The following is a 22,445-nucleotide window of genomic DNA, read 5'->3' on the forward strand; positions in this document are numbered from 1 at the left end:
CATGCACAGCAGCATTGGTGCCGCGATCAGGTGATTACGAACGTGTAAATCTCACCGAGGTGCCTGGAGACCCGCGTCCGACGTGGCTAGTTTGGAGAAATGATGACCTCTGATACCCCGCTTGTCGTGGTCGAGAACGTCCAGAAGCACTACGGCGACTTCCAGGCGCTCACCGACATCGACCTGACCGTCAACTCGGGAGAGGTCGTCGTCGTGATCGGCCCGTCCGGCTCCGGCAAGTCGACCCTGTGCCGCACGATCAACCGCCTCGAGACGATCACGAGCGGCACCATCCGCATCGACGGCAAGGAGCTGCCGGCGGAGGGGAAGGGACTCGCCCACCTGCGTGCGGACGTCGGCATGGTCTTCCAGTCCTTCAACCTCTTCGCCCACCTCACGATCCTCGAGAACGTGACCCTCGGCCCGATCAAGGTCCGCGGCCTCAAGAAGGCGGATGCCGAGAAGGAGGCGATGGTGCTGCTCGAACGCGTGGGCGTGGCGCAGCAGGCATCGAAGCTCCCGGCCCAGCTGTCCGGCGGGCAGCAGCAGCGCGTGGCGATCGCCCGCGCCCTCGCGATGCAGCCCAAGGTGATGCTGTTCGACGAGCCGACCAGCGCCCTCGACCCCGAGATGATCAACGAGGTCCTCGACGTCATGGTCGAGCTGGCCCAGGACGGCATGACGATGATCGTCGTCACCCATGAGATGGGCTTCGCCCGCAAGGCCGCCGACCGCGTCGTCTTCATGGCCGACGGACGGATCGTGGAGGAGGCGACTCCCGAGGAGTTCTTCACGCACCCGAAGAGCGACCGCGCCAAGGACTTCCTCTCGAAGCTCCTCACGCACTGACGCCCCCGCACCGACCACACAGACCCTGCACACACAGCACACGAAGGAGACGCACATGCGACGCACACGGACACTGGCAGGTATCGGAATCGCAGCGGCCGCGCTGCTGGCGCTCACGGCCTGCAACAGCGGCACGCCGTCCAGCACAGGAGCCCCGGAGGGCGGCGACGAGGGCGACACGTCCAGCAGCACGCCGTGGACCGTGCTGACCGACGTCAGCATCGAGGGAAGCCCGACGTTCGACCGGATCGAGTCGGCAGGCACGGTCAAGGTCGGCGTCAAGGAGGACCAGCCGGGTCTGGGGTACCTCGACCCGGTGACCGGCGACCGCACCGGATTCGACGTCGACATCGCCCGCTGGATGGCGGCATCGCTCGGCGTCGACCCGGAGAAGATCGAGTTCCAGGCGATCGCCTCCGCGAACCGCGAGCAGGCCATCGTGAACGGCGACATCGACTACTACGTCGGCACGTACTCGATCACCGACAAGCGCAAGGAGCAGATCTCCTTCGCCGGTCCCTACTTCGTCACGGGTCAGGGCCTCCTCGTCGGTGCCGACAGCGACATCAAGAGCGTCGATGACCTGAGCGCGGAGACGACCGTCTGCTCGGCGACCGGCTCGACGCCGATCCAGAACATCAAGACGAACTACCCCGACGTGCCCACCAAGGAGTACGACACGTACTCGAAGTGCGTCGAGGACCTCAAGAACGGTCAGGTCGACGCCGTCACGACCGACGAGGCGATCCTCATCGGCTACGCGGCCCAGGACCCGGACAAGCTGAAGGTCGTCGGAGAGCCCTTCAGCGAGGAGCGCTACGGCATCGGACTCGCCAAGGGCGACGACGCTCTGGCCGAGTACTTCAACACGCAGCTGACCGACGGCGGCAAGATCTGGCAGCAGATCTTCGACAACAACCTCGGCGCGTCCGGCGTCAAGGCGACCCAGCCCGAGGTCGACCCGATCGGTTGATCCCGGCGGGGCGGTCGACCCGGTCGACCGCCCCGCTCATCGGCACGAACCACCCGAGAACCCGAATCGACAGGAGCAGCAGTGGGAGTCATCACCGACCACCTCGACCTCTGGGGAGAGGCACTGTGGGGAACCATCGTGCTGTTCCTGGGTGGCGGCATCATCGCGCTGGTCCTCGGGCTGATCGTCGGAGCCGCGCGTGTGTCTCCGGTTCCGATCGCCCGCGCCGTCGGCGGCGTGTACGTCAACTGGATCCGCAACACCCCGCTGACGCTCGTCATGTTCTTCTTCGCGTTCTGCCTCCCGATCCTGCTGGGGGAGCGGGTGAACCCCCTGCCTCTGGCAGTGGCCGCTCTCGGCATCTACACCGCGACGTACGTCGCCGAGGCGCTGCGAGCCGGCATCAACACCGTGCCGGTCGGTCAGGCCGAGGCGGCGCGAGCGATCGGCCTGAACTTCGGACAGGTCATGCGCTATGTCGTGCTGCCGCAGGCGACGCGCTCCGTCGTCCCGCCCATGATGAGCGTCCTCATCGCCCTCATGAAGAACACCACGGTGGCTGCGGGCTTCTCCGTCGCCAACCTGGGGACCATCCGGGCGGCATTGAGCGAACAGGGGGAGAACGCTCTGGCCGTGCTGCTCTGGGTCATGGTCGTCTTCGTGGTCCTAGTGCTGCTGCTCGCCTGGGTGCAGCGCGTTCTCGAGAACAAGTGGAGGATCGCGCGATGAGTTCCGTTCTTTTCGACGTCCCCGGCCCCCGTGCCATCGCCCGCAACCGGCTCATCGGGGCCGCCACGGTCCTCGTCGTCCTCGCCGTGCTCGGCTGGGTCGTGTGGAGGCTGTTCGCCACCGGACAGTTCTCCGCCGAGAAGTGGAACATCTTCACGTTCTCCGCCGTCTGGGTCCGCTTCGGCGAAGGGCTGCTGGCCACGCTGGCCGCCTTCGCGGTCGCCGGCGTCGGGTCCATCGCGCTCGGCTTCCTGCTCGGCATCGGCCGCCTGTCGGAGCACGCCTGGGTGCGTGAGCCCGTCCGGTGGATCATCGAGGTGCTGCGAGCAGTGCCCGTGCTCATCCTGATGATGCTGCTGTACTACGGCCTTCCCGTGATCGGCGTGAAGATGCCGCCGTATTGGGCCGTCGTGATCGCTCTGATCGTGTACAACGGCTCCGTGCTCGCCGAGGTGCTGCGTGCCGGCATCGAATCGCTGCCGCGCGGGCAGAAGGAAGCCGGCTACGCGATCGGACTCCGGAAGACCGGGGTGATGTACTTCATCCTGATCCCGCAAGCCGTGCGGGCCATGATGCCGGTGATCATCGCGCAGCTCGTCGTGGCGCTCAAGGACACCGCGCTCGGGTTCATCATCACGTACCAGGAGCTCCTCTACGTCATCAACCAGATCGGCAACCAGGCGCCTTACGGGTCCCCGCTGATCCCCGCGGCGATCGTCGGCGGATCGATGTACGTGGCCGTGTGCCTCCTGCTCTCCTACATCGCCTACCGCCTCCAGCGCCGTGCCAAGCGCTCGCCGAAGGCCGGGCCGGCGGTACCGGATCCCCGTCAGCACGGGGGCGAGACGAACACCTCGCTCATCGTCCTGCAGGGCGACGGGTCCGAGGCGTCGCGCTGATCCGCGAAAGCGACCCACGCGCCCCCGGGTAGACTCGATTCTCGTGTCAGAGTCTCCTGAAATCACCCCGGAAGCGGTCGAAGCCGCTGTCGCCGACGCCCTCGCGGCGATCGCCGCAGCCACCGACACCGCCGAGCTGAAAGCGGCTCGTGCCGCACACGTCGCCGACGGATCGCCGCTCGCGGTCCTGAATGCCTCGATGCGACAGGTCGCCCCCGAGAACAAGGCCGCTTTCGGCAAGCTCGTGGGTCAGGGACGCGGGCGGGTGACGCAGGCGCTGGCGGCGAAGGAAGCCGAACTGGCGGAGGCCGAGGTCGCTGCGCGGCTCGAGGCCGAGCGGGTCGACATCACCGCCGTGCCGTCGCGCACCCGCGTCGGTGCCCGGCACCCGCTCACCCTGCTCCAGGACCAGGTCTGCGACATCTTCGTCGGCATGGGATGGGAGATCGCGGAGGGGCCGGAGCTCGAGCACGAGTGGTTCAACTTCGACGCCCTGAACTTCGATGTCGACCACCCCGCCCGTCAGGAGCAGGATACGTTCTACGTCGACCCCACCTCCCGCCATCTCGTGATGCGCACGCACACGAGCCCGGTGCAGGTGCGTTCGATGCTCGACCGCGAGGTGCCGATCTACGTGCTGTGCCCCGGCCGCGTGTACCGCACCGACGAGTTCGACGCCACGCACCTGCCGGTGTTCACCCAGTTCGAGGGACTCGTGATCGACAAGGGCATCACGATGGCGCACCTCAAGGGCACACTCGATCACTTCGCGAAGCAGCTCTTCGGGCCCGAGGCCAAGACGCGCTTCCGCACCAACTACTTCCCCTTCACCGAGCCCTCCGCCGAACTCGACCTGTGGCACCCGACCTTCAAGGGCGGCGCGCGCTGGATCGAATGGGGCGGCTGCGGCATGGTCAACCCGAACGTGCTGCGCGCCGCCGGGATCGACCCCGAGGTGTACAGCGGCTTCGCGTTCGGCATGGGCATCGAGCGGGGACTGATGTTCCGCAGCGACGTCCAGGACATGCGCGACATGGCCGAGGGCGATGTCCGATTCAGCGAGCAGTACGGGATGGTGGTGTGATGCGCGTCCCGCTTTCGTGGTTGCGTGAGTACGTCGATCTGGCAGCGGATGCCACGCCCGAGGACGTCCTCGCGGCACTGGTGACCGTCGGATTCGAAGAAGAGGATGTGCATCGCTTCGACATCACCGGTCCCGTGGTCGTCGGACAGGTCGTCTCGCTCGAGGCCGAGCCGCAGTCGAACGGCAAGACCATCAACTGGTGCCAGGTCGACGTCGGCGAGGCGAACGGCGGCATCCGTGGGATCGTCTGCGGTGCGCACAACTTCGTCGCCGGTGACAAGGTCGTCGTGACGCTGCCCGGTGCCGTGCTTCCCGGTCCGTTCCCGATCGCCGCCCGCAAGACCTACGGTCACGTGTCGGACGGCATGATCGCGTCGGCGCGCGAGCTCGGCCTGGGCGATGAGCACAACGGCATCGTGGTGCTGTCCGATCTCGGCATCGACGCGCCCGTCGGCACCGACGCGATCGCTCTGCTCGGCCTCGATGACGTCGCGGTGGAGATCAACGTCACTCCCGACCGTGGATATGCCTTCTCGCTCCGCGGCGTGGCCCGTGAGTACGCGCATGCCACCGGTGCGACCTTCCGCGACCCGGCCGAGCGCGACTTCGCCGAGCTCCAGCCCGGGTCCGGGCACACGACCGTGGTCGATGACGTCGCACCCGTGCGCGGGAACGTGGGTGCGAGCGAGTTCGTGACCCGCGTCGTCCGCGGTGTCGACCCCTCACGTCCGACGCCGCCGTGGATGGTCGCCCGGCTGAGTCTTGCGGGCATGCGCTCGCTGGGCGTGCTGATCGACATCACCAACTACGTGATGCTCGAGCTCGGCCAGCCGCTGCACGGCTACGACCTCGACAAGCTCACGGGCGGCATCACGGTGCGCCGCGCCACTCCCGGCGAGAAGATGACCACGCTCGACGGCGTCGAGCGCGCTCTGCACGCGGAAGACCTCCTCATCACCGACGAGTCCGGCCCGATCGGCCTTGCCGGCGTCATGGGCGGTGGCACGACCGAGATGAGCGACACCACGCGGAACGTGCTGATCGAGGCGGCGAACTTCGACCCCACGACCATCGCCCGCTCGGCACGTCGACACAAGCTGCCCAGTGAGGCGTCCAAGCGCTTCGAACGCGGTGTCGACCCGCTGATCCCGTTCGTGGCCGCCCGCCGCGCTGCCGACCTCATGGTCGAGCTCGCCGGCGGCACGCTCACGGAGGAGGGTGGCGCGCTGTTCGCCGAGGTCTTCGTCGGCGAGATCGAGCTCCCCGCCGGATTCGTGCAGGGGCTCATCGGCGTCGACTACTCCGACGACGAGATCACCGGTGCGCTGACCACCATCGGTGCCGATGTCACGGCGTCGGATGCGGGTTCCGGCTGGACCGTGATCCCGCCGACCTGGCGGCCCGACCTCACCGACAAGTGGACGCTCGCGGAGGAGGTCGCCCGCATCCACGGGCTCGACCGCATCCCCTCGGTGCTGCCGACGCCCCCGTCCGGTCGCGGCCTCACCGCCGACCAGCAGGGTCGTCGACGCGTAGCCGATGCCCTGGCTGCTGCCGGTCTCGTCGAGACGCCGTCGTTCCCGTTCACCACCGAGGCGCAGAACGACCTCCACGGCTCCGCATCGGGTGAACACCTCCCGAGCATCCGCCTGGCGAATCCACTCGACGGGCAGGCGCCGTATCTGCGTCGTTCGCTCATTCCCGGTCTGCTGCAGACCGCGCACCGCAACATCTCGCGCGGACTCACCGACCTGGCGATCTTCGAGACCGGCGTGGTCTTCCTGCCCGAGCCGGGCGTGGAGTACGGCACGGACGAGGTGCCGCCGCTGGGCGAGCGCCCGTCCGATGAGACGCTCGCCGCCCTGAACGCGTCGATCCCGCCGCAGCACCGGTTCATCTCCGCGCTGCTCACCGGCCTTGTCTCCCCGCGTCAGCCCGGTCGTCCCGCCGAAGCCGCAGGTCTCGTCGAGGCACTGGACGCGGTCCGCGTCATCGCGGCGGCGGCCGGCGTCGACATCGACGTGGTCCAGGCCGAGCGTGCGGCCCTGCACCCCGGACGCACCGGATCGCTCCGGGTCGCCGGGGAAGAGGTCGGCTACCTCGGTGAGCTGCATCCCGCTGTGGCGGAGGGCGCCGACCTTCCGGGGCGCGCGACCGTGTTCGAGCTCGACCTCGACCGCATCCTGTCGCTCGCCGGTGGTCGGGTCGTCGCGGCCTCGCTGTCGACGTTCCCTGCTGCGACGCAGGACGTCTCGCTCACGCTGCCGGCAGACGTTCCGGCCGCGGATGTGCAGGCGGCTCTCGCCGAGGGTGCCGGTGCGCTGCTGGAATCGGTGCGTCTCGTCGACGACTATCGCGGGGAGGGCGTGCCGGACGGCTCGAAGAGCCTGACGTTCGCCCTGCGCTTCCGTGCCGACGATCGCACGCTCACGGCGGCCGAGGCCACCGAGGCCAAGCTCGCCGGTGTCGAGGTCGCCGCACAGCGCTTCGGAGCCGCACTGCGCGACTGAGCACGGGAGCGCGACGCACCGCGTCGTGGGACGTACCGTGTCGTCGGTCAGACGATTCCGGTCGGCGCCGGAGTACCGTGGCGGGATGAGAATCCTCCCCCAGGGCACTCCGGCCGCCGTCCCGGATGACGCGCGGCCGCTCGGAGAAGGACCGTTCCTCGAGTCGGGCATGCAGATCGACTGGCACTATCGGAAGCCGGGATGGCAGCCGGGGGAGCCCTCCAGGATCGCTCCGATGCGGGTGGTGCGCGACGACGAACGGGGGCTCGTCGCATGGCTCGCGCCCGGAACGCTGCAGGAGGCTCCGGGAGCTCTCGGCGGACAGCGAGTGCGTGAAGTACCGCTCGCGCGACGCTGGCTCGAGCCGCGGACGCGCATCGTCGAGCCCTGGCGCGGGAACGGCGTGCTGTGCATCGCCCCCGCCGGGCTGCCATGGTCGGTCTGGTTGTTCTGGAGCGACACCACAGACCCGGACTGGTCCTTCGCCGGCTGGTACGTGAACCTCGAGAACGCCCATCTGCGCACCGATCACGACACCTACTCGTCCGACCACATCCTCGACGTCGAGATCGATCCGGCGGGCGGCATCCATCTCAAAGACGAGGACGAGCTCGTCGCCGCGATCCAGCAGGGGCGGCTCAGCCCCGAGCAGGCGGCGCAGATCGAGCGGCACGCAGACGCGGCCATCGCCTCGTTCGAGTCCGGTGACTGGCCGTTCGACGCCGCGTGGACACGTTGGCAGCCCGATCCCGCGTGGAGCGTCCCGGTGCTCGCGGGCCTGGATCGTCTGAGCACGCCCCCCGATCTGCTCTGAAGCGATCTGCTGTGGGCGGAAGAGGTTCCGCAGAGATCCGCCACCTGATGACATGGAATCATGACGGATGTTCTGATCCTCGGCGGTACGGGCTGGCTCTCCGGGCGCATCGCCCGGAGGTGGGTCGACGAAGGCGCCGCGGTCACGTGTCTCGGCCGCGGATCCCGTCCGGCCCCCGAGGGTGCCGTGCTCGTGCGCGGCGATCGTGAGGATGCCGACGTCTATGCCGATCTCTCGCGGCGGGACTGGGATCACGTCGTGGACGTCTCGTCCCAGGCGGTGCAGGTCGAGACCGCGGTCGATGCGCTCGGCGATCGGGCGGGGCGCTGGACCTACGTATCGTCCGTCTCGGTGTACTCCGATGACGAGACGGTCGGAGCAGATGAGTCGACGCCGCGACATCCGGCTGCGAGCCCGGGTGATGAGTACGACTACGGTGCGCAGAAGGCAGCAGCCGAAGATGCTGTCCTGCGCCTGGGGGAGCGCGGCTTCATCGTGCGCCCTGGGCTCATCGTGGGCGACGGCGACCCCAGCGACCGGTTCGGGTACTGGGCGGCGGCGTTCGCGCGAGCAGGCTCGGAAGCCGTGCTGCTGCCGCCGCTCGAGGGAAGGAGCACGCAGGTCATCGATGTCGACGATCTCGCGGCGTACATCGTCACGGCCACACGCAGCGGCGCGGTCAACGGCGTAGGCGATGAGCACCCCCTCGCCGATGTGCTGGGTGCGGTGCGCCTCGCGGTCTGTCACACCGGCTCCGTGTTCGTCGCGGACGAGGGATGGCTCCGTGCGCACGACGTCGAGTACTGGGCGGGACCGCGCTCCCTGCCGCTGTGGCTTCCGACTGACATGAGCGGTTTCATGACCCGCTCGAATCGCGCGTTCCACGCGAGCGGGGGACGACTCCGTCCGCTCACGGACACGATCGAGCGCGTCATCGTCGACGAGCGGAGACGCGGCGTCGACCGGGAACGCCGAGCCGGACTCACGCGGGCGGAGGAGAGGGCGCTGCTGAGCGATCGCTAGACTGCGATCAGTGACACGGGGTGCCGCGATCCGCGGCTGAGAACAGACCCGTCGAACCTGATCTAGTTCGTACTAGCGAAGGGATGTCGCGATGAGCGATCTTCTGCGTCCTGAATCCACCCACGACCTCGCCGGTTCCGCCGCGACCCTGCTGGAGGTGCTGCGCGAGGCTCCGCCGTTGACGCACTGCATCACCAATGCGGTCGTGACGGGATTCACCGCCAACGTGCTGCTGGCACTGGGGGCCGCACCCGCGATGGTCGACATCGTCGACGAGGCGGGGATGTTCGCCGGGGTCGCCTCCGGGGTGCTGATCAACCTGGGGACTCCCACGCCCGAGCAGCGGGCGGCGAGTCTGGAGGCGGTCGCCGGAGCCGCGGCGAACGGTACGCCTTGGGTTCTCGACCCGGTAGCTATCGGTGCGCTTCCGGTGCGCACCGCCCTCGCCCACCGGCTCGCGCAGCACCGACCGACCGCTATCCGCGGCAACGCCTCCGAGATCCTCGTCCTTGCCGGGCTCAGCACGGGCGGACGTGGGGTGGATGCCACCGACAGCACGGACTCCGCAGCCGATGCCGCCGCAACGCTCGCGCGGACCACGGGCGCGGTGGTCGCAGTGTCGGGGCCTATCGATCTCATCACTGACGGGGAGCGGATGCTGCGCCTCGCCAACGGCCACGAGCTGCTGACCCGTGTGACCGGAGGAGGATGCGCGCTCGGTGCGGTGATGGCGGCCTTCCTCGGTGCGGCCGAGGCGACGGATCACGATGCGCTGACCGCTGTGGCTTCCGCGAGCCTCGTCTACACGATCGCCGCCGAGCGGGCAGCGGCGACATCCGCGGGGCCGGGCAGCTTCGCCGTCGCCCTGCTGGATGCGCTCGCCGCGGTGGGCCCCGACGACATCAGAGCCGATGCACGCGTCGAAGGCGGTGTCCGGTGAACGCCGATCTCTCGCTCTACCTCGTCACGGACGCGGCGCTCTGCGGGGACAGGGGCGTCGTCGAGACGGTGCGCCGAGCGGTCGACGGTGGGGTGCGGATCGTCCAATTGCGCGATAAGGACGCGACCGACGCCGAGACGGTCGATCAGCTGATCGCGTTGTCGCGGGTGATCGACGGGCGGGCGCTGCTCGTCGTGAACGACCGGCTGGACGCCGTGGTCGCTGCCCGGGAACGGGGCGCTCGGGTCGACGGCGTGCATCTGGGACAGGGCGATGCCTCCGTGCTGCGTGCGCGTGAGGCGCTCGGACCCGACGCGCTGGTCGGCCTCACCGCGAACACCCGTGCGCATCTCGACGCGGTCGATGCTCTGCCCGCCGGCACCGTCGACTATCTGGGTGTCGGTGTGATCCGTCCGACCGCCACCAAACCCGATCACCCCGCTCCTCTCGGCGTCGACGGCTTCCGTGATCTCGTGGCTGCCAGCTCTCTGCCGTGCGTGGCGATCGGCGGCGTCGGCATCGATGACACGGAACCCCTCCGCGACGCCGGTGCGGCCGGCCTCGCCGTCGTCTCGGTGCTGTGCGCCGCCGACGATCCCGAGGCCACGGCAGCGGAGTTCCGCCGGCGCTGGCTCGCCGGCGCCGTGCCGAGGGTGCTCAGCATCGCCGGCAGCGATCCGTCCGGGGGCGCGGGCATCCAGGCCGACCTCAAGTCCATCGCCGCGAACGGCGGATACGGGATGGCGGTCCTCACTGCGCTGACGGCGCAGAACACGCAGGGAGTGCGTGCCGTGCACGTGCCGCCCGCGCACTTCCTCCGCGCGCAGCTGGATGCGGTGTCGGACGACATCGTGATCGACGCCGTGAAGATCGGGATGCTCGCCGACGCTGACGTCATCCGCGTGGTGGGTGCGTGGCTTGACCGCGTTCGTCCGCCGGTCGTCGTGCTCGACCCCGTGATGGTGGCGACCTCCGGCGATCGGCTGCTGGATCCGGATGCCGAGCGAGCGCTGCACGATCTCCTCGCGCGGGCGACTCTGGTGACACCGAACCTCGCCGAGCTCGCGGTGCTGTCCGGCCGCGACGTCGTCGACTGGGAGGACGCGCTCTCCGCGGCGGAGCAGCTGTCGGCCGCGGTCGGGGCGGCTGTCCTGGTCAAGGGGGGACACCTCGACGGCGATTCGGCTCCGGATGCGCTGGTCGATGCGCATCGCGGGACGCGCCAGGAGTTCGCCGGCACCCGGATCCCGACCAGGAACACGCACGGCACCGGCTGTTCGCTGTCGTCCGCGCTCGCGACGCTCCTCGCGCGCGGGGAGCGGCCGGCCGATGCGGTCAGCGCCGCGCGCGCCTGGCTCCGCGAATCCCTGCGCGCGGGGGACGCGCTGAGCGTGGGGCGGGGTCACGGGCCGATCGACCATTTCGCCGGGCTCCGGGAGCGTGCGGCGGCGCAGACCCGACCGGCGGCTGACGACATCGCCGCGGACTGGTGGCAGGACATCGCGGAGATCCGCGCGGGGATCGACGAACTCCCGTTCATCCGAGCGCTCGCCGACGGGACGCTGGAGCGCGGCCCCTTCCTGATCTATCTCGCGCAGGACGCGCTGTATCTGCGCGAGTACGCCCGTGTCCTCGCCGAAGCCGCCCGGCTCGCGCCGACGTCGGAGGAACAGGCCTTCTGGGCCGATTCCGCGCAAGGCTCGATCGTGGGTGAACTCGAGCTGCACGCGTCGTACCTGACCCCGGCTCAGGGAGTGAGCGCGGCGACGTTCGCCGCCGAGCCGGGGCCGGCGACCACCGCGTACCTCGACCACCTGCGCTCCGTCGCGTTCGGCGGCGACTACGGCGAGATCGTCGCGGCCGTCCTTCCCTGCTTCTGGCTCTACACCGACCTCGGCCGACGCCTGCATGCCGGAGAGTTCGGGGAGTACGCGCGGGATCCGCAGCATCCCTTCGCGTCCTGGCTCACGACGTACGCGGATCCGGCATTCGAGGCGGCGACGGAGAAGGCGATCGCCTACGCTTCCGGGGCTGCGGCGCAGGCCGATGCCCCGACCCGTGCGCGCATGCGCCGGGTGTTCGCGGTATCGAGCGCACACGAGCTCGCCTTCTTCGCCGCGCCGATGGGGCTGCAGCCGCTCAGATGACGGGGTGGATTTGCGGTGGCCGCCGGGGCCGCGCTACTGTCGCGACATGCCTTCGGCCGCCACCGCTTCTCCGACGCTCGCTCCGAGCGTCATCGCTGTGCGCCGACGCCGCGGCCGCCGACTGTAGGCGACCCCGCCCTCCTGCCTGCGCACGCGCAGCGGTCGAGAGCCGGTGTCGCCGCCTCCGGCCCCGTCCCCGGTGCTCCCTTCGAGGAAGGACCCGACCGTTAAGGTAGAAGCATGACGTATTCCGTCGCCGTCTCCGGCGCATCCGGCTACGCAGGCGGCGAGATCCTCCGTCTCCTGGCCGATCATCCCGACATGGAGATCCGCACCGTCACGGCGCACTCGAACGCCGGGCAGCCTCTCGTCGACCACCAGCCGCATCTGCGTTCTCTGGCACACCTCACCCTGCAGGACACGACGCCCGAGATCCTCTCCGGCCACGACATCGTGTTCCTCGCACTCCCGCACGGGCAGTCGGGGCAGTACACCGATGCGCTCGGTGCGGCTCCGCTCGTGATCGATGCCGGAGCCGACCATCGGCTCACGTCGGCGTCCGCGTGGGAGGCGTTCTACGGCGGGGCGTTCCACGAGCCCTGGACATACGGCGTCCCCGAGCTCCTGATCGACGGGGTCAAGCAAAGAGAGCACCTCCGCGGCGCGACTCGCATCGCGGCTCCCGGCTGCAACGCCTCGACCGTGAGTCTCAGCCTCGCGCCGGGCGTCGCCGCCGGCATGATCGACCCCGCGGACATCGTCTCGGTGCTGGCGGTCGGTCCGTCCGGTGCCGGGAAGAGCCTCAAGACGAACCTTCTCGGCAGCGAGATCCTCGGCACCGCGAACCCGTATGCGGTCGGGGGATCCCACCGGCACATACCGGAGATCCGTCAGGCGCTCGCCGCGGCATCGGGTATCGACGCCGACGGCATCCGTATCTCCTTCACTCCGGTGCTGGTGCCCATGTCGCGCGGAATCCTCGCCACGTCGACCGCACGGATCGCCGACGGCGTGACCGATGCGCAGATCCGCGACGCCTGGCAGAGCGCCTACGGCGACGAGACCTTCGTGCAGCTGCTGCCGGAGGGACGCTTCCCGCGCACGGCCGACGTGCTCGGCGCCAACACCGCGCTGATCGGGCTCGCGATCGATCGCGCCGCGAACCGGGTGACCGTGGTCACCGCGGTCGACAACCTCGTCAAGGGCACCGCCGGCGCTGCCATCCAATCCATGAACATCGCGCTGGGGCTTCCCGAGGCCCGCGCCCTCTCAGTGAACGGAGTCGCGCCGTGAGCGTCACCGCCCCCGCAGGTTTCGAGGCGGCCGGTGTGGCCGCAGGACTCAAGTCCACCGGCAAGCCCGATGTCGCCGTCGTCGTCAACCGCGGACCGCGCAAGGTCGGCGCCGCCGTCTTCACGAGCAACCGCGCCAAGGCCAACCCGATCATCTGGTCGCAGCAGGCCGTCGCCGACCGGGTGGTCGAGGCCGTCGTGCTCAACTCCGGCGGGGCGAACTGCTTCACCGGCGCTTTCGGATTCCAGACGACGCATCAGACGGCTGAGAAGGCGGCCGAGCTCCTCGGTGTCAGCGCCGGCGACGTGCTGATCTGCTCCACCGGTCTCATCGGCACAGGAGACGAGACGTTCCGTGCGCGTGTGCTCGCCGGCACGGAGCAGGCGATCGCCGAGCTCAGCGCTGATGGCGGAGAGAGCGCGGCGCACGCCATCATGACCACCGACACCGTCGCGAAGACCGCCGTGGTCAGCCGCGACGGCTGGACGATCGGTGGGATGGCGAAGGGAGCAGGAATGCTCGCGCCGGGCCTCGCCACGATGCTGGTCGTGATCACGACCGACGCCGTCCTCGAGCCGCTCCAGGCCGATGACGTGCTGCGCCGTGCGACCGGGCGGACCTTCGACCGGCTCGACTCCGACGGCTGCATGTCGACGAACGATCAGGTCACCCTCCTCGCCAACGGCGCCTCCGAGGTCGTGCCCGATCTCGACGACTTCGCCGCCGCGCTGATCGAGCTGTGCCAAGAGCTCGCGGTCAAGCTGCAGGGCGATGCCGAGGGCGCGAGTCACGACATCACGATCGAGGTGCAGCACGCGGTCTCCGAGCAGGACGCCGTCGAGGTCGGCCGGTCGGTCGCCCGCAATAACCTCTTCAAGGCCGCCATCTTCGGCAACGACCCGAACTGGGGCCGTGTGCTCGCCGCGATCGGCACCACGAACGCGCAGTTCGATCCCTACGACGTCGACGTCTGGATGAACGGCGTCCGCGTCTGCACGGCGGGCGGCCCCGACCGTCCCCGTGAAGAGGTCGACCTCATGCCGCGCGCCACGCACCTCGTGATCGACCTCAAGGTCGGCGAGTCGACGGCGACCGTGCTCACGAACGACCTCACCCACGACTACGTGCACGAGAACAGCGCCTACGCCTCATGACCGACATCCAGGACACCCCGGCCGAAGTCGCCGCACAGAAGGCCACGACCCTCATCGAGTCGCTGCCGTGGCTGAAGAAGTTCCGCGACCAGATCGTCGTCATCAAGTACGGCGGGAACGCGATGGTGTCGGAGGAGCTGCAGGACGCCTTCGCGCAGGACATCGCCTACCTCCGTTACGTCGGCGTACTGCCGGTCGTCGTGCACGGCGGCGGCCCGCAGATCTCGAACATGCTGCAGCGGCTCGAGATCCCCAGCGAGTTCAAGGGCGGCTACCGGGTCACCAACACCGAGGCGATCAGCGTCGTGCGCATGGTGCTCACCGGTCAGGTCAATCCGCAGCTGGTGTCCAAGATCAACTCGCACGGGCCGATCGCGACCGGCCTCAGCGGGGAGGACGCCGGACTCTTCGGCGGGCGCCGTCGCGGTGTCGTGATCGACGGCGAAGAGGTCGACCTCGGTCGCGTCGGCGATGTCGTCGAAGTCGATCCGACTCCCGTGCTCGACCATCTCGCCGCCGGGCGCATCCCGGTGGTGTCGAGCATCGCGCCTGATCTCGATCATCCCGGCCAGTCGCTCAACGTCAACGCCGATGCCGCCGCCGCGGCTCTCGCCGTGTCCTTGCATGCGCGCAAACTCGTGATCCTCACGGATGTGCCGGGGCTCTACGCCGACTGGCCGAACCGCGACTCCCTCGTCTCGCACCTGACCTCGGAGGCCCTCATCGAGATGCTGCCGAAGCTCGAGTCGGGGATGATCCCCAAGATGCGCGCCTGCCTCGACGCGGTCGAAGGCGGCGTGGACGCGGCCGCGATCATCGACGGACGGGTGCCGCATTCGGTGCTCGTCGAACTGTTCACCAGCAAGGGAATCGGGACCGAAGTGGTCCTGGGAAAGTCGGAGGTGACGGGATGACCGTCTGGCAGGACGACGCGGCACGCGATCTCGTGCTCAATGCGGGGGAGCGGCTCGCGCTGCTGGTCCGCGGTGAGGGCTCGTACCTGTGGGATGCCGACGGTCGACGCCACCTCGACTTCCTCGCCGGCATCGCGGTGACCTCCCTCGGGCACGCGCACCCGGCCTTCGTCGAGGCCGTCTCGACGCAGGCGGCCACACTCGCACACGTGTCGAACTACTTCGCCACCCCGCCCCAGCTCGCACTCGCCGCACGCATCAAGCGTCTCGCGGGTGCCGGTATCGACGGGCGGGTGTTCTTCTCGAACTCGGGCGCCGAGGCCAACGAGGCCGCTTTCAAGCTCGCCCGGCTGCACGGGGGCACCGAGCGGCCGCGCATCCTCGCGCTCGAGAACGGCTTCCACGGACGCACCATGGGCTCGCTCGCTCTCACCGCGAAGGCATCGATGCGCGCGCCGTTCGAGCCGATGCCCGCGGGCGTCGAGCACATCCCCGCCACGATCGAGGCATTGGAAGCGGCGATGGACGACCGCGTCGCCGCGATCATCGTCGAGCCGATCCAGGGCGAGGCCGGAGTGGTCGAGCTGCCGGAGGGGTACCTCGCCGCCGCCCGCTCGCTGACCCTCGCGCACGGCGCGCTCCTGATCGTCGACGAGATCCAGACCGGAGCCGGCCGCACCGGTGAGTGGTTCGGGTTCAGCCACGAGGGCATCATTCCCGATGCGATCACGCTCGCGAAGGGGATCGGCGGCGGTTTCCCGATCGGCGCGCTGGTCACCTACGGCAGCGCGAGCGCACTGTTCACCCCGGGGTCGCACGGCTCGACGTTCGGGGGCAATCCCCTGGCGACTGCTGTCGCCGACGCCGTGCTCGCCGAGATCGAGAGCGCCGGCCTGGTGGAGAACGCGGCCCGTCGCGGCGCGGAGCTTCGCGAGATCCTCCTCGGGATCGACTCCCCGCTGGTCGAGGGCGTGCGCGGACGTGGTCTGCTCGTGGGCGTCGCGCTCACCGCTCCGGTGGCCGGTGCCGTCGTCGCGGCCGCACAGGAGCGCGGGCTCATCGTCAACGCCGCCAACCCCGAGACGGTGCGCATCGCGCCCGCTCTCACCATCGGCGACGCCGAACTCGCCGAGTTCCGTGAGCTGTTCACGGCCGCTCTCGCCGACGTCCAGGCCTCTGTAGCCGGAAAGGTATCCGCATGACCCGCCACCTGCTGCGTGACGATGACCTGACCCCCGCCGAGCAGGCGGAGATCCTCGACCTCGCCATCGAGCTGAAGAAGGACCGCTGGGCCGACAAGAGCCTGGCCGGTCCTCAGACGGTCGCGGTCATCTTCGACAAGTCCTCCACGCGCACCCGTGTCTCGTTCGCGGTGGGCATCGCCGACCTCGGCGGCTCGCCGCTGATCATCTCGACCGCGAGCAGCCAGCTCGGCGGCAAAGAGACGCCGTCCGACACCGCGCGCGTCCTCGAGCGCCAGGTCGCGGCCATCGTGTGGCGCACCTATGCGCAGTCCGGGCTCGAAGAGATGGCCGAAGGCACGAGGGTGCCCGTCATCAACGCGCTCTCCGACGACTTCCACCCGTGCCAGCTGCTCGCCGATCTGCTGACGATCCGCGAGCACAAGGGAGATCTGAAGGGGCTCACGCTCACGTTCCTCGGCGACGGACAGAGCAACATGGCGCACTCGTACGCGCTCGCCGGTGTGACGGCGGGCATGCACGTGCGCATCGCGTCGCCGGAGGACTATGCGCCCCGCGCGGATGTCATCGAGGCCGCCGATCGCCGCGCTGCCGAGACCGGTGGCTCGATCACGCTCTACACCGACCCGGTCGAGGCTGCCGCCGGTGCCGACGTCGTGGTGACCGATACATGGGTCTCGATGGGCAAGGAGGAGGAGAAGCTCGCACGCATCCGCGATCTCGGCGGCTACAAGGTCACCCCCGAGACGATGACGCTCGCCGACCCCGAGGCGATCTTCATCCACTGCCTCCCTGCCGATCGCGGCTATGAGGTCGACTCCAGCGTGATCGACGGGCCGCAGAGCGTGGTCTGGGATGAGGCGGAGAACCGTCTGCACGCGCAGAAGGCCCTCCTGGTCTGGCTCCTCGGCAAGAAGGACGCGTGATGAGCGAACCGACACACGAAGGCACCAACGAGGGCGCGCTCTGGGGCGCCCGCTTCGCCACGGGCCCGTCGCCGGAACTGGTCGAGCTGAGCCGTTCCACGCACTTCGACTGGATCCTCGCGCCGTACGACATCGCCGGCTCGCATGCACATGCCACGGCGCTCGAAGCTGCCGGATACCTCGAACCCGACGAGGCACGACGGATGCACGAGGGGCTGGATGCCGTGGCGCGCAAGGTCGCCGACGGCACGCTGCGACCGGTGCCGACCGACGAGGACGTGCACGGCGCGCTCGAGCAGGCGTTGATCGCCGAGCTCGGGCCGGAACTGGGCGGGCGCCTGCGCGCCGGTCGCAGCCGCAACGACCAGATCGCCACCCTCGTGCGCATGTACCTGATCGATCATGCGCGGGTGATCGCCCGTGACATCCTGCGGGTGATCGACGCGCTGGTGGCCCAGGCCGAAGCGCATCCCGCCGCGATCCTGCCCGGACGCACGCACCTGCAGCATGCGCAGCCGGTGCTGCTCGCCCATCACCTGCAGGCCCACGGTTGGCCGCTGGTGCGCGAACTCGAACGCCTCGTGGACTGGCGGCGTCGTGCCGGCGTCTCACCGTACGGCGGGGGAGCGCTGGCCGGTTCCACGCTCGGTCTCGATCCGACGCTCGTGGCGACGGAGCTGGGTCTGGACCGCCCGGCCGAGAACTCCCTCGACGGCACCGCGGCCCGCGACGTCGTGGCGGAGTTCGCGTTCATCACGGCGATGACCGGGGTCGACATCTCGCGCCTCTCCGAGGAGATCATCCTCTGGAACACCCGCGAGTTCGGTTTCGTCACGCTCGACGATGGCTACTCCACGGGGTCGAGCATCATGCCGCAGAAGAAGAATCCCGACATCGCCGAGCTCGCTCGCGGCAAGTCGGGTCGCCTCATCGGCAACCTCTCCGGTCTGCTGGCCACGCTCAAGGGCCTTCCGCTCGCGTACAACCGCGATCTGCAGGAGGACAAGGAGCCGGTGTTCGACTCGGTTCAGACCCTCGAGGTGGTGCTCCCCGCCTTCGCGGGCATGATCGCGACGCTGCGTTTCGACACCGAACGGATGGCAGCTCTGGCTCCGCAGGGCTTCTCTCTCGCGACGGATGTCGCGGAATGGCTCGTGAAGCGCCGGGTGCCCTTCCGTGATGCCCATGAGATCTCGGGTGCGCTCGTGCGTGCGTGCGAGGAGCAGGGGATCGGGCTGGAGGATGCCTCCGACGAGCTGCTGCTGTCGGTGTCGCCGCATCTCGTGCCCGAGGTGCGCGAAGTCCTGACGATCGAGGGTTCGGTCGCATCGCGCACCGGCGCCGGGGGGACCGCCCCTGTGCGGGTCGCGGAGCAGCGTGCCGAGCTGGTCTCGCGCGCGCAGGCCGCCGCCCACGCCCTCGGCCTCTAGCCGAAGGCATCGGCGGCCGGTCCGCGGCGGTTCAGTGCAGCTCGGCGTCGGCCGCCGACCGCTCCCAGCGGGTGAAGCGGACGGTGAGTCCGGCACGGGTGGGTGCAGCGAGGAAGGGGCCGGCTGCGGCTGCGGACTGCCCGTCGAACGGCGCGACCCGCACCAGTCGCCACGGTCCGTCGTCGGCGCGGGCACGCACGATCACGGAGTCCGCCCAGCGGCTGACACGCACCGTGATCTCGCTCTCGAACCATTCGTCGACGTGGCCGACCGACCAGTCGGAGCCTCCCGCGGTGACCACGGCGCCGAGCCCGAGGTGATCATCGGCGTATTCCAGGCCGGTCTTGACCCAGTGCTCGTCGTCGATGCGCACGAACACGCCCGCCTGGTCGAACTGCCCGTCCCACGGGGCCCGGAAAGCGACCTCCATGGCCTCGCCCACCGCGAGCGGGGCGAGGAGAGCGTGCTCGTTATCGTGCACGAAGCCATAGGCGGTGTGCCGCCAGGCATCGCTGCCTTCCACGGCGGTGATGTCGAGCGGAGCCGAACCGTCGGGGAGGGTGGACGGGGAGGCGGGGGCGTTGGTCCAGGTTCCCTGAGACCAGGGGATCATGTGCGATTCAGGCATGTTCTCAAGATATAGCCGATAAGCGCATAAGTCGAGCATTATTCGTGTTATGGTTATGTCATGGTCATCGCGGTACTCGCTGACATCGTGGGGTCTCGCCGACTCGACGATCGCACCGCCGCGCAACGCGTCCTCGACGACACCATAGCCGCGGTGGAGGTCGACCTCCCGCTGGCGACGCAGCCGCTCACGCCCACCGTAGGAGACGAGCAGCAGGGTGTCTACCGCGATCTGAGCGACGCGATGGTGTCGCTGCTGATGATCCAGCTGCGATTGCCTGACGGCATCGCCTTCCGCTTCGGCATCGGTGTGGGGGAGGTGCGTCCTGTCGAGTCGGTCCATCGCGAGCTCGCTGACGGACCGGGGTGGTATGCGGCCCGCGCGGCGATCGAGACCGTGCACGCCCGTGAGGGTCGCGCCGTGCCGCGCACGAGATCCTGGATTGTCGGAGCCCCGGGGCAGGATGAGGTCATGGAGAGCACGATCGCCGCATCGAACGCCTATCTCCTCGTCCGCGACGAGGTGGTCGGCGCGATGAGCGAGCGGGAACGACGGCTCACCTACGGTCGTCTGCTCGGTCGATCGCAGCAGGAGCTCGCGACCGACGAGGGGATCACACAGCCCAGCGTCTCGAAGTCGCTGCGCACAGCGGGTACGGCCGCACTCATCGAGGGCGTCGCCGCGCTCCGAGGCGAGCGCGCATGATCGTCGCCGGATTCATCCTGCTGGCGGTCGGCGCCGCCGACCTGGTGCGTCAGTTCGCACCGCGCCGTTGGATCGGGTATCTCTCCGTCGCTGTCATCCTGCTCCTGCTCGGCAGCGTCAGCGACGCGCTCCTTCCCATGGTGCTCGCGATCGTCGTCGGTGCCCTCTGGGTGTGGTGCATTCCCACCGGGCGCCCCGCCCCGCTGGGGTTCTGGCCCGCCGTGCTGCTCGCGGTCGTGAGCGTCGGCGCCGTCGTCGGGCTCGGTGCCCGTGCTGACGCCGGTCTGATCGGCGCGATCTGGCACCTCCGATCGCCGTTCGGTGAGGTGCCCTTCGACCTCGCGCTGCTGGCGCTGGGAGCCGGGGTCTTCCTCCTCGAGTCTTCGAATCTCGTGGTGCGTGCGGCGCTCGACGGGGAGCACACCTGGCTCCCGGCGGACCCGGCAGACCCGGCAGCGAGCGCGTCGAGGGAGACTGTCGCGGCCGCCGAGACCCCGGTGGCCTCCGAGACGGTCGATGGTGTCTCCGACGACGCCACGGAGGATGCTGTCGCGATGTCGGCGACGCTCCCGGTGGCAGCGCCCCGAGATCCGCGCAGCGGATTCAAGGGCGGACGACTGATCGGACCGCTGGAGCGCATCCTCGTCCTGATCCTCACTCTCGCTGCGGCCTATCCGATCCTGGCCGCGATGCTCGCGGCGAAGGGCATCGTCCGATTCCCGGAGATCTCGCGCGACGGCGAGACCGGGGCCCGCGCGGAGTACTTCCTCGTCGGCAGCCTGGTGAGCTGGGTGATCGCCCTCGGCGCCGCGTTCCTCGTGTGGTGGGCCGCGCACAGCTGACGGCAGGCAGTTCAGCCTCTCGACCGGTACCAGTCCAGCTTCTCCGCCAGACGCCGCTGCTGCGCGAGAACGTCGGCGAGTTGCTTCTCGACCGTCGCGGCGTGCTCCTCGAGGAGCGCTATCCGCTCGGGGACGGTGTCCTCGCGTTGGCAGAGCCGGCCGTAGCGACGCAGGCGTTCCACGGGCATGCCCGTCTCGCGAAGGCACTTGAGGAACTCCAGAAGTCCGAGCTCGGTGTCGGTGTACGCCCGATGTCCGCCCGCAGTGCGGGACACGGCGGGCAGGCTGCCCTCGCGCTCGTAGTACCGGAGCGTGTCGATGCTGAATCCGGAGCGTGCCGCAGCCTCCGCCGGGGTGTACGTGGTCATGACCCGAGCATAGGACTTGACCTGGAGCGCACTCCAGGTTGCACAGTGAGGTCATGACCAACCGGAACGCCTCTGCATCCCCGCTCGTCCTCGGAGCGATGTCCTTCGGCACGCTCGTCGACGAGGAGACCTCATTCGCGCTGCTCGACCGCTTCGTCGAGCGCGGCGGCATCTGGATCGACACCGCCGACTGCTACAGCTTCTGGGTGAGCGACACGGGGCAGGGGGGAGCCTCCGAGGAGGTTCTCGGACGCTGGCTCGCGGCGCGGCCGCAGGCGCGAGCACAGGTCCGCATCTCGACGAAGGTCGGTGCCGAACCCCTGTGGCCCGGGTCCTGGCCCCAACATCGGACAGGGCTCTCCCCGCGAGCCATCCGCGCTGCTGTCGACGGGAGCCTCGCGCGTCTGGGCGTCGACAGGATCGACCTGCTGTGGCTGCACCAGGAGGATCGGGCCGTCGCGATCGAGGAGACCGTGGACGCTCTCGCGGCGCTCACCGCAGATGGCACCGTGAGCCGCGTCGGTGCCTCGAACCACCCGGCCTGGCGCATCGAGCGCGCCCGTGCGCACGCCAGGTCCATCGGCAGCGTTCCCATCGACGCGTTCCAGTTGAACAGCACGTACCTGCGCACGCGACCGGGAACGCTTCCCCCCGGGGTCGCCCATCCTTTCGGTGTGTTGAGCGATGAGCAGCGCGACTTCGCCCTGGCGAACGGGCTCGAGATCTGGGCGTACACGCCCCTGCTCTCGGGGGCCTATGACAATCCCGCGAAGCCCGTGCCCCCGGTGTACGACCATCCCGGAACCGCAGGTCGGCTCGCGGTGCTGGGTGAGGTCGCGGCGTCGCGAGGGGTCGGACGGGGGCAGATCGTGCTGGCCTGGCAGCTGGCCCGCGGCATCCGCCCGATCCTCGGCGGCAGCAGGGTCGATCAGCTCGACGTCGCGATGGATGCCGCGTCGATCACTCTGTCTGCGGACGAGATCACTCTTCTCGACGGGCCGGTGTGAGTCGTTTC

At 69.3% G+C, this 22,445-nt stretch carries 21 protein-coding genes and 1 riboswitch; of the genes, 19 read left to right on the plus strand and 2 right to left on the minus strand.

Going from position 1 to position 22,445, the window contains the following annotated elements; genetic code table 11:
* The first annotated feature begins 102 nt into the window (after positions 1 to 102).
* The 16 genes from ABDC25_RS05920 to argH all read left to right on the plus strand — a co-directional run bounded on the left by ABDC25_RS05920 (position 103) and on the right by argH (position 18,887).
* On the plus strand, positions 103 to 849 hold the full coding sequence (locus ABDC25_RS05920; RefSeq protein ID WP_029260612.1) for an amino acid ABC transporter ATP-binding protein: 747 nt from the start codon (positions 103 to 105) through the stop codon (positions 847 to 849).
* Positions 850 to 904: 55 nt separating this feature from the next.
* Positions 905 to 1,822, plus strand: coding sequence for a glutamate ABC transporter substrate-binding protein (locus tag ABDC25_RS05925; RefSeq protein WP_021199765.1), 918 nt, complete (start codon positions 905 to 907; stop codon positions 1,820 to 1,822).
* A gap of 81 nt (positions 1,823 to 1,903) precedes the next feature.
* Positions 1,904 to 2,551, plus strand: a complete 648-nt coding sequence (locus tag ABDC25_RS05930; protein WP_021199764.1) for an amino acid ABC transporter permease — start codon at positions 1,904 to 1,906, stop codon at positions 2,549 to 2,551.
* On the plus strand, positions 2,548 to 3,450 hold the full coding sequence (locus ABDC25_RS05935) for an amino acid ABC transporter permease (protein ID WP_021199763.1): 903 nt from the start codon (positions 2,548 to 2,550) through the stop codon (positions 3,448 to 3,450). Before ABDC25_RS05930 ends, ABDC25_RS05935 begins: the two co-directional genes overlap by 4 nt.
* 43 nt (positions 3,451 to 3,493) lie before the next feature.
* The gene (gene pheS, locus ABDC25_RS05940) at positions 3,494 to 4,534 is read left to right on the plus strand and encodes a phenylalanine--tRNA ligase subunit alpha (protein ID WP_021199762.1); all 1,041 of its coding nucleotides are present in this window, start codon (positions 3,494 to 3,496) and stop codon (positions 4,532 to 4,534) included.
* Positions 4,534 to 7,044, plus strand: coding sequence for a phenylalanine--tRNA ligase subunit beta (pheT, locus tag ABDC25_RS05945; RefSeq protein ID WP_347125303.1), 2,511 nt, complete (start codon positions 4,534 to 4,536; stop codon positions 7,042 to 7,044). Before pheS ends, pheT begins: the two co-directional genes overlap by 1 nt.
* Before the next feature lie 85 nt (positions 7,045 to 7,129).
* Positions 7,130 to 7,858, plus strand: coding sequence for a DUF402 domain-containing protein (locus ABDC25_RS05950; RefSeq protein WP_347125305.1), 729 nt, complete (start codon positions 7,130 to 7,132; stop codon positions 7,856 to 7,858).
* 60 nt (positions 7,859 to 7,918) lie between these two features.
* Complete coding sequence (locus tag ABDC25_RS05955) at positions 7,919 to 8,881, plus strand: NAD-dependent epimerase/dehydratase family protein (RefSeq protein ID WP_347125307.1); 963 nt, start codon at positions 7,919 to 7,921, stop codon at positions 8,879 to 8,881.
* A gap of 6 nt (positions 8,882 to 8,887) precedes the next feature.
* A riboswitch (TPP riboswitch) is annotated at positions 8,888 to 8,982 on the plus strand.
* Positions 8,973 to 9,821 (plus strand): hydroxyethylthiazole kinase, encoded by an 849-nt coding sequence (thiM, locus tag ABDC25_RS05960; RefSeq protein ID WP_347125309.1) that lies wholly within the window; start codon positions 8,973 to 8,975, stop codon positions 9,819 to 9,821. Its footprint overlaps the riboswitch before it by 10 nt.
* A complete protein-coding gene (locus ABDC25_RS05965; protein WP_347125311.1) occupies positions 9,818 to 11,968 on the plus strand; it encodes a bifunctional hydroxymethylpyrimidine kinase/phosphomethylpyrimidine kinase in 2,151 nt (716 codons plus the stop codon). The genes thiM and ABDC25_RS05965 overlap by 4 nt, the downstream gene beginning before the upstream one ends.
* A 240-nt stretch (positions 11,969 to 12,208) precedes the next feature.
* A complete protein-coding gene (gene argC, locus ABDC25_RS05970; protein WP_347125313.1) occupies positions 12,209 to 13,261 on the plus strand; it encodes an N-acetyl-gamma-glutamyl-phosphate reductase in 1,053 nt (350 codons plus the stop codon).
* Positions 13,258 to 14,415, plus strand: coding sequence for a bifunctional glutamate N-acetyltransferase/amino-acid acetyltransferase ArgJ (gene argJ / locus ABDC25_RS05975; RefSeq protein ID WP_167253474.1), 1,158 nt, complete (start codon positions 13,258 to 13,260; stop codon positions 14,413 to 14,415). The genes argC and argJ overlap by 4 nt, the downstream gene beginning before the upstream one ends.
* Positions 14,412 to 15,329, plus strand: a complete 918-nt coding sequence (argB, locus tag ABDC25_RS05980) for an acetylglutamate kinase (protein WP_021199754.1) — start codon at positions 14,412 to 14,414, stop codon at positions 15,327 to 15,329. Before argJ ends, argB begins: the two co-directional genes overlap by 4 nt.
* Complete coding sequence (locus tag ABDC25_RS05985) at positions 15,326 to 16,531, plus strand: acetylornithine transaminase (protein ID WP_021199753.1); 1,206 nt, start codon at positions 15,326 to 15,328, stop codon at positions 16,529 to 16,531. Before argB ends, ABDC25_RS05985 begins: the two co-directional genes overlap by 4 nt.
* Entirely contained in the window at positions 16,528 to 17,457 is a 930-nt protein-coding gene (gene argF, locus ABDC25_RS05990; RefSeq protein ID WP_021199752.1) for an ornithine carbamoyltransferase, read from the plus strand. Before ABDC25_RS05985 ends, argF begins: the two co-directional genes overlap by 4 nt.
* A complete protein-coding gene (gene argH / locus ABDC25_RS05995; protein ID WP_136025182.1) occupies positions 17,457 to 18,887 on the plus strand; it encodes an argininosuccinate lyase in 1,431 nt (476 codons plus the stop codon). The genes argF and argH overlap by 1 nt, the downstream gene beginning before the upstream one ends.
* Before the next feature lie 31 nt (positions 18,888 to 18,918).
* Here the strand turns inward: argH and ABDC25_RS06000 are convergent, their stop codons facing one another.
* The gene (locus tag ABDC25_RS06000) at positions 18,919 to 19,515 is read right to left on the minus strand and encodes a DUF1349 domain-containing protein (RefSeq protein WP_029260622.1); all 597 of its coding nucleotides are present in this window, start codon (positions 19,513 to 19,515) and stop codon (positions 18,919 to 18,921) included.
* 60 nt (positions 19,516 to 19,575) lie between these two features.
* On the opposite strand from ABDC25_RS06000, the gene ABDC25_RS06005 reads away from it, so the two are divergent.
* Positions 19,576 to 20,220 (plus strand): SatD family protein, encoded by a 645-nt coding sequence (locus ABDC25_RS06005; RefSeq protein ID WP_167253478.1) that lies wholly within the window; start codon positions 19,576 to 19,578, stop codon positions 20,218 to 20,220.
* Positions 20,217 to 21,062 carry a hypothetical protein gene (locus ABDC25_RS06010; protein ID WP_347125317.1) on the plus strand — a complete coding sequence of 282 codons (846 nt, stop codon included), beginning with the start codon at positions 20,217 to 20,219 and terminating at the stop codon, positions 21,060 to 21,062. The genes ABDC25_RS06005 and ABDC25_RS06010 overlap by 4 nt, the downstream gene beginning before the upstream one ends.
* An 11-nt stretch (positions 21,063 to 21,073) precedes the next feature.
* Here the strand turns inward: ABDC25_RS06010 and ABDC25_RS06015 are convergent, their stop codons facing one another.
* Positions 21,074 to 21,430 carry a MerR family transcriptional regulator gene (locus ABDC25_RS06015; protein WP_347125319.1) on the minus strand — a complete coding sequence of 119 codons (357 nt, stop codon included), beginning with the start codon at positions 21,428 to 21,430 and terminating at the stop codon, positions 21,074 to 21,076.
* 53 nt (positions 21,431 to 21,483) lie between these two features.
* On the opposite strand from ABDC25_RS06015, the gene ABDC25_RS06020 reads away from it, so the two are divergent.
* On the plus strand, positions 21,484 to 22,437 hold the full coding sequence (locus ABDC25_RS06020) for an aldo/keto reductase (protein ID WP_347125321.1): 954 nt from the start codon (positions 21,484 to 21,486) through the stop codon (positions 22,435 to 22,437).
* Positions 22,438 to 22,445 lie beyond the last annotated feature (8 nt).

The organism is Microbacterium sp. SY138 (assembly GCF_039729145.1).
GTDB classification, from domain to species: Bacteria; Actinomycetota; Actinomycetes; order Actinomycetales; family Microbacteriaceae; genus Microbacterium; species Microbacterium maritypicum_A.

Bases quoted from the DNA above. Each gene is read 5' to 3' on its own strand.
- ABDC25_RS05920 (WP_029260612.1), top strand. From the start codon at position 103: ATGACCTCTGATACCCCGCTTGTCGTGGTCGAGAACGTCCAGAAGCAC.
- ABDC25_RS05925 (WP_021199765.1), top strand. From the start codon at position 905: ATGCGACGCACACGGACACTGGCAGGTATCGGAATCGCAGCGGCCGCG.
- ABDC25_RS05935 (WP_021199763.1), top strand. From the start codon at position 2,548: ATGAGTTCCGTTCTTTTCGACGTCCCCGGCCCCCGTGCCATCGCCCGC.
- pheT (WP_347125303.1), top strand. From the start codon at position 4,534: ATGCGCGTCCCGCTTTCGTGGTTGCGTGAGTACGTCGATCTGGCAGCG.
- ABDC25_RS05950 (WP_347125305.1), top strand. From the start codon at position 7,130: ATGAGAATCCTCCCCCAGGGCACTCCGGCCGCCGTCCCGGATGACGCG.
- ABDC25_RS05955 (WP_347125307.1), top strand. From the start codon at position 7,919: ATGACGGATGTTCTGATCCTCGGCGGTACGGGCTGGCTCTCCGGGCGC.
- thiM (WP_347125309.1), top strand. From the start codon at position 8,973: ATGAGCGATCTTCTGCGTCCTGAATCCACCCACGACCTCGCCGGTTCC.
- argC (WP_347125313.1), top strand. From the start codon at position 12,209: ATGACGTATTCCGTCGCCGTCTCCGGCGCATCCGGCTACGCAGGCGGC.
- argB (WP_021199754.1), top strand. From the start codon at position 14,412: ATGACCGACATCCAGGACACCCCGGCCGAAGTCGCCGCACAGAAGGCC.
- ABDC25_RS05985 (WP_021199753.1), top strand. From the start codon at position 15,326: ATGACCGTCTGGCAGGACGACGCGGCACGCGATCTCGTGCTCAATGCG.
- argF (WP_021199752.1), top strand. From the start codon at position 16,528: ATGACCCGCCACCTGCTGCGTGACGATGACCTGACCCCCGCCGAGCAG.
- argH (WP_136025182.1), top strand. From the start codon at position 17,457: ATGAGCGAACCGACACACGAAGGCACCAACGAGGGCGCGCTCTGGGGC.
- ABDC25_RS06000 (WP_029260622.1), bottom strand. From the start codon at position 19,515: ATGCCTGAATCGCACATGATCCCCTGGTCTCAGGGAACCTGGACCAAC.
- ABDC25_RS06005 (WP_167253478.1), top strand. From the start codon at position 19,576: ATGGTCATCGCGGTACTCGCTGACATCGTGGGGTCTCGCCGACTCGAC.
- ABDC25_RS06010 (WP_347125317.1), top strand. From the start codon at position 20,217: ATGATCGTCGCCGGATTCATCCTGCTGGCGGTCGGCGCCGCCGACCTG.
- ABDC25_RS06015 (WP_347125319.1), bottom strand. From the start codon at position 21,430: ATGACCACGTACACCCCGGCGGAGGCTGCGGCACGCTCCGGATTCAGC.
- ABDC25_RS06020 (WP_347125321.1), top strand. From the start codon at position 21,484: ATGACCAACCGGAACGCCTCTGCATCCCCGCTCGTCCTCGGAGCGATG.